A 4,623-nucleotide genomic window follows, 5' to 3' on the forward strand; every position below is an offset into this window, starting at 1 on the left:
CCGTTACAGACAATTGTCGCACATGATCGTGCAGGAGAAAAATCGCCGGGAAAAGGCGAGCGGGCAAACGAAAGACTGGGTCGAGGAAAGCCTGAATTTCTTGCTCGATCAGCGCCAGACTGTTGTGGACGCAATGACGGCTTGCCTGAAAGCGGATGCGGACCTTGGCCGGAAGGCTGAGGTTTTGATGTCGCTCAAAGGAATCGGCCTGCGAACGGCATGCTTCATTCTGGCCGACCTGCCGGAGCTGGGGCTTATGGACAAAGGAAAGGTTGCCAAGCTGGTTGGCGTTGCGCCGCTTAATCGCGATAGCGGACTGATGCGCGGCAAACGCATGATTGCAGGCGGTCGAAGACAGCTGCGCGACGCACTTTACGTCGCGGCGCTGCCCGCCATTCGTTTCGATCCGGACATGAAGGCGTTCTTCCAGCGCCTCAAGCAAAAGGGAAAGCCGAGCAAAGTCGCACTCGTCGCCGTCATCCGAAAAATGATCATTATCCTCAACGCGAGAATCCGGGACGCAAACGCAACGGTGCTTGACACCTAACACCGTTGCTTTTTTTATAAGATTGCCTGCGTTGCAATCAATATGCGGCTTTATAAATCGACAGGGCATCCGCCTCTGGCCGGCTCAGTGATCCGAGCTTGCGCTCCCTTGTCGGTGACGATAACGACGCTCTTGCCCAGCAAACGCTCTGTAATATCAACCATTTTCGCCAGCCCGCCGGTTTGTTGCACGATAGATGGCGTGGTGTTGATGACGAAGTTTGTTTCAGGTCTGTCGATTTTGAAAGATCAGCTTGCGCGCTTGGCGTTGAAATCGCGATCGATTGTATCTCCGGTAATGCCTTGGCTGCGTAGGATATGTTTCTGGATTTTACCGCTTGACGTCTTCGGCAAAGAATCCAGAATTCGTACATAGCGAGGCACCATAAAGCGGGGCAGGCGGCCTGTTAGAAACTCCAGCAGTTCTCCAGCATTGATTTGGTGGCCTTCGACAGGGGTTACGGCGATAAGAACTTCATCCTCGCTCAATTCGCTTGGCACCGCGATAGCCGCGCACTCTTTGACGCTGTCGTGGAAAAGCACTTCGGCTTCCAAAGCGAAGGAAGAGATATTTTCGCCCCGCCGTCGGATGATGTCTTTCAGACGATCAACGAAGAAATAGACGCCATTTTCGTCCTTGCGAAAGCTATCGCCTGTGTGAAACCAGCCGTTGCGCATGGCTTCGACGGTAGCTTTCGGATTGTTGTAGTAACCTTTCATCAAGGCCCAGGGGCGGTCGGAACGAATGACCAACTCACCGGCTGTGCCATCGGGCAGCTCGATATCGTTCTCGTCAACGATGCGCAGCTGATACCAGGGGCGCGGTGTTCCCGCGATTCCCTTTTGCGAAATCCCGGGTCCGGCAACGAGTGGGCTAGCGATTTCGGTCATGTTGTAGATAGTCCAGGCCTCGACGCCAAATCTTGCCGCAAATAGGGGGCCATCCTCGCCAAATGGGGTAATGAAGGCGCGTCGCAGCGGGTGGTTGCGATCATCCGGTGAAACCGGCTGTTTCAGAAGGAAACTCGCCATGACGCCTAGCAACAGGCAATAGGTCGAGTTCGTTTCCCGCACCGCCTGCCAGAAACGCTGCGTTTTGAACTCGCGCATCATGCCAATCGACAGCCCGCGCGCCAGCATCGCATAGACATAGAGCGTGGAGCCGCAATGGAAGATCGGACCACAAATCATACAACGGTCCGTTTCATCCACGCACTCGAAGGCGTCGGGACCCATCGTGTAAAGTTGCACATAAGAGGTCACGACGCCCTTGGCATTGCCGGTCGTGCCCGACGTATACATGATGGCAAGCGTGTCCCACGGCTCAATCGGCGTGTCGAGGGCAAGTTCGCTCTCGCTAACGGTTTCCACGTCAGTCAAAGGCAGGATTTCCACCCCAGCCATGGCGCAGCTTGCAGAGCCTTCGACCACCAGGACTTTGCGCAGCTTGCCGGGGGCAACGTCCAGCAATCGCTCCACCAGATCGGCATGGGCAACCATCAGCGCGGCATCCGCATCGCCCAGGATATGTTCCAGGGAGCGCCCGAGTGCTGCAGTGTTTATGGGGACATAGACCGCCCCGATATAGTTGATTGCGAACCAGGTAGTGAGCAAATCCGGGCCGTTACCCATAAAACAAAGCACATGATGGCCACGTTTCACGCCGTGTGATTGAAGCGTCGCCGCCCGCTGACGGACGCGGTCTCTGGTCGTTTTGTAATCCCATTCGGTCGAAGGCCAAAAATGCACGAATGGTGCTGCGGGGCGCTCCGCTGCATGTCGATCGAGAAGATATCGCAACACGGAATGGCTGCGGTCGAGCGCGCGCTGGTCTGGCGTCATGTTCTGAATTCCTCCTACTCGGCCGCAACTAAACCGTCAAAACAGGCCTGTTGCAAACCTATTCGGAATATGCAACATACTCGGTAGTATGTCAAAGTGAAAACCTGAGGAATGTGGAAATGGCCATAGTCGATATAAGGCGTGAAGGACCGATTGCGGTGGCGCGCTATGACCGTGGCGGTAAGGCCAATGCTCTCAATGAAGAATCGATAACTGCGCTCATACAGGCGGCGGACGAATTATCAGCGGATGTCAGTGTCCAGGTTGTTATCCTAACAGGAACCGAAAGTCGTTTCTCCGGTGGAGTGGATCTGACGGACGAGAATCTGTGGCGCGTCAACGCGGGCGCTGTCACACGCCATACGTCCATGTCGCTTGGCGGCGTCATGTGTGATCGGTGGCGGTTGCTGCCACAGATCACTATAGCGGCGGTTGAAGGCCCGGCGATTGGTGGCGGCGGCATTCTGGCTTTGGCAACCGATTTCCGCGTGATGGCTGAGGGGGCCTTCTTTCAGTTTCCTGAAGTTCGTCTGGGCATGACGCTAGGCTGGGGCGGACTGCCGTTACTTTCATCGCTGATCGGTCCGACACGCGCCAAGCGTGCGCTTTTCGCCAATGAACGAATTGGCGGGCAGGACGCGCTTCATATGGGGCTTTGCGACAAGTTTTCACCGGCCGGTGGCGCGGTCGAAACCGCCAAGCGCTTCGCGCAGACCATCGCTGAATGCCCGCCCATGAGCTTGCGGATGACGAAAAGAGCCATTGATCAGGAACACCGCGCCAACTGGGCCGCATCTTACGAAGCCGACCAGTTTTATCTGGCGAGACTGATTGCGGAAAGCAGCAGCCAATCGGGCTGACACATTTATAATTTGGGAGGAGGAAAACATGAAAATGAAATCAATGATGCTTTCGGGTGCTTTTGCCACCATGGTGCTCGCAAGCCCGACCTTGGCAGAACCGGTTAGACTGGGCGTGTTGACGGATATGTCCGGCATGAATTTCGATCTTGCAGGCGACGGGTCGGTCGTCGCGGCTAAGATGGCTGTGGAGGATTTCGGGGGTAAGTTGAATGGCGAGCCTATCGAAGTCATCGTTGGAGATCATCAGAATAAGCCTGACATCGGGTCCACTCTGGCACGTAGCTGGATCGATGAGAAGAACGTCAAGGCAATTATCGACGTCCCCACGTCCTCGGTCGCAATGGCCGTGCAGGAAATCACCCGCAACAAGGATGTGGCGTTTCTGGCGTCCACCGCAGGCTCTTCGGATTTGACGGGGAAAGCTTGTTCACCCACGACCGCGCAATGGACCTGGGACACCTATGCGCTTGCCAACGGAACGGGACGCGCCATGACACAGGAGGGGGGCAAGAAATGGTACTTCATTACTGTTGACTACACCTTCGGTCATGCGCTTGAGCGCGATACTGCGGAAGCCGTCAAGGCTAGCGGCGGTGAAGTCGTGGGCTCTGTGCGTCATCCGCGCGAAACCACCGATTTCTCTTCGTTCCTGTTGCAGGCGCAAGCATCGGGCGCTGACGTTATTGCTCTTGCTAACTCGTCGGGCGATACAATGACCGCCCTTAAGCAGGCGAATGAATATGGGATAGCGCAAGGTGGCCAGAAAATTGCAGGAATGCTGCTGTTTCTCTCCGACGTGCACAGCGTCGGTCTCGAAACTGCAAAGGGCCTGACACTGACTACCGGCTTTTACTGGGATTATGATGACCAGACCCGTGCTTGGTCGAAGCGCTTCGGGGAACGAATGAACGGCAAGATGCCGACCATGGTTCATGCTGGCGTTTATTCGTCTGTCATGAATTACCTCAAAGCTTCCGAAGCTGCAAAATCCACCAGCGGCAAGGCTGTGCTCGACAAGATGCGCACCATGGACATTAACGATTTCTTCGCCCGAAACGCCAAACTGCGCGAAGATGGTCGCATGGTCCACGATATGTATCTCGTTCAGGTTAAGTCGCCGGAAGAATCCAACGGCCCGTGGGACTATTACAAGGTTCTGCGCACCATCCCGGGTGATGAAGCGTTCCGTCCGCTCGATAAAAGCGGCTGCCCGCTTGTGAAGCAGTAAAAGAGGCTGGTTGAATGAACGCTGCAACTGGCAATATGACGGCCCTGCATGAAGCAGGGCCGGACGATGGCGGCGCATCCGGCGGCCGGACGGTTCTGTCGGCGCGCGGACTGGGCAAGTCGTTTGGCGGCTTTCACGCGGTGA

The 4,623-nt window shown here is 55.9% G+C and carries 4 protein-coding genes and 1 pseudogene; 4 read left to right on the forward strand and 1 reads right to left on the reverse strand.

What is annotated here, in order from left to right; all coding sequences use genetic code 11:
* Positions 1–547: transposase (locus ACS5UA_RS22660; protein WP_443101874.1), on the forward strand; the 547-nt coding region annotated here is incomplete at its 5' end.
* A 248-nt stretch (positions 548–795) separates the two neighbouring features.
* Here the strand turns inward: ACS5UA_RS22660 and ACS5UA_RS22665 are convergent.
* A complete protein-coding gene (locus ACS5UA_RS22665; protein ID WP_273773300.1) occupies positions 796–2,388 on the reverse strand; it encodes an AMP-binding protein in 1,593 nt (530 codons plus the stop codon).
* Positions 2,389–2,507: 119 nt separating this feature from the next.
* Between ACS5UA_RS22665 and ACS5UA_RS22670 the strand changes: the two genes are divergently transcribed.
* The 3 genes and pseudogenes from ACS5UA_RS22670 to ACS5UA_RS22680 form a co-directional block, all read left to right on the forward strand.
* Positions 2,508–3,248, forward strand: a complete 741-nt coding sequence (locus ACS5UA_RS22670; protein ID WP_112702508.1) for an enoyl-CoA hydratase/isomerase family protein — start codon at positions 2,508–2,510, stop codon at positions 3,246–3,248.
* A gap of 28 nt (positions 3,249–3,276) precedes the next feature.
* The gene (locus tag ACS5UA_RS22675; protein ID WP_006473178.1) at positions 3,277–4,479 is read left to right on the forward strand and encodes an ABC transporter substrate-binding protein; all 1,203 of its coding nucleotides are present in this window, start codon (positions 3,277–3,279) and stop codon (positions 4,477–4,479) included.
* Between the two features lie 14 nt (positions 4,480–4,493).
* Positions 4,494–4,623 (forward strand): annotated as a pseudogene (locus tag ACS5UA_RS22680) (ABC transporter ATP-binding protein); the annotation flags it as partial.

The sequence above is a fragment of the Brucella sp. RRSP16 genome, from assembly GCF_052246815.1.
GTDB classification, from domain to species: Bacteria; Pseudomonadota; Alphaproteobacteria; order Rhizobiales; family Rhizobiaceae; genus Brucella; species Brucella intermedia.

Bases quoted from the DNA above. Each gene is read 5' to 3' on its own strand.
- ACS5UA_RS22675 (WP_006473178.1), top strand. From the start codon at position 3,277: ATGAAAATGAAATCAATGATGCTTTCGGGTGCTTTTGCCACCATGGTG.
- ACS5UA_RS22670 (WP_112702508.1), top strand. From the start codon at position 2,508: ATGGCCATAGTCGATATAAGGCGTGAAGGACCGATTGCGGTGGCGCGC.
- ACS5UA_RS22665 (WP_273773300.1), bottom strand. From the start codon at position 2,388: ATGACGCCAGACCAGCGCGCGCTCGACCGCAGCCATTCCGTGTTGCGA.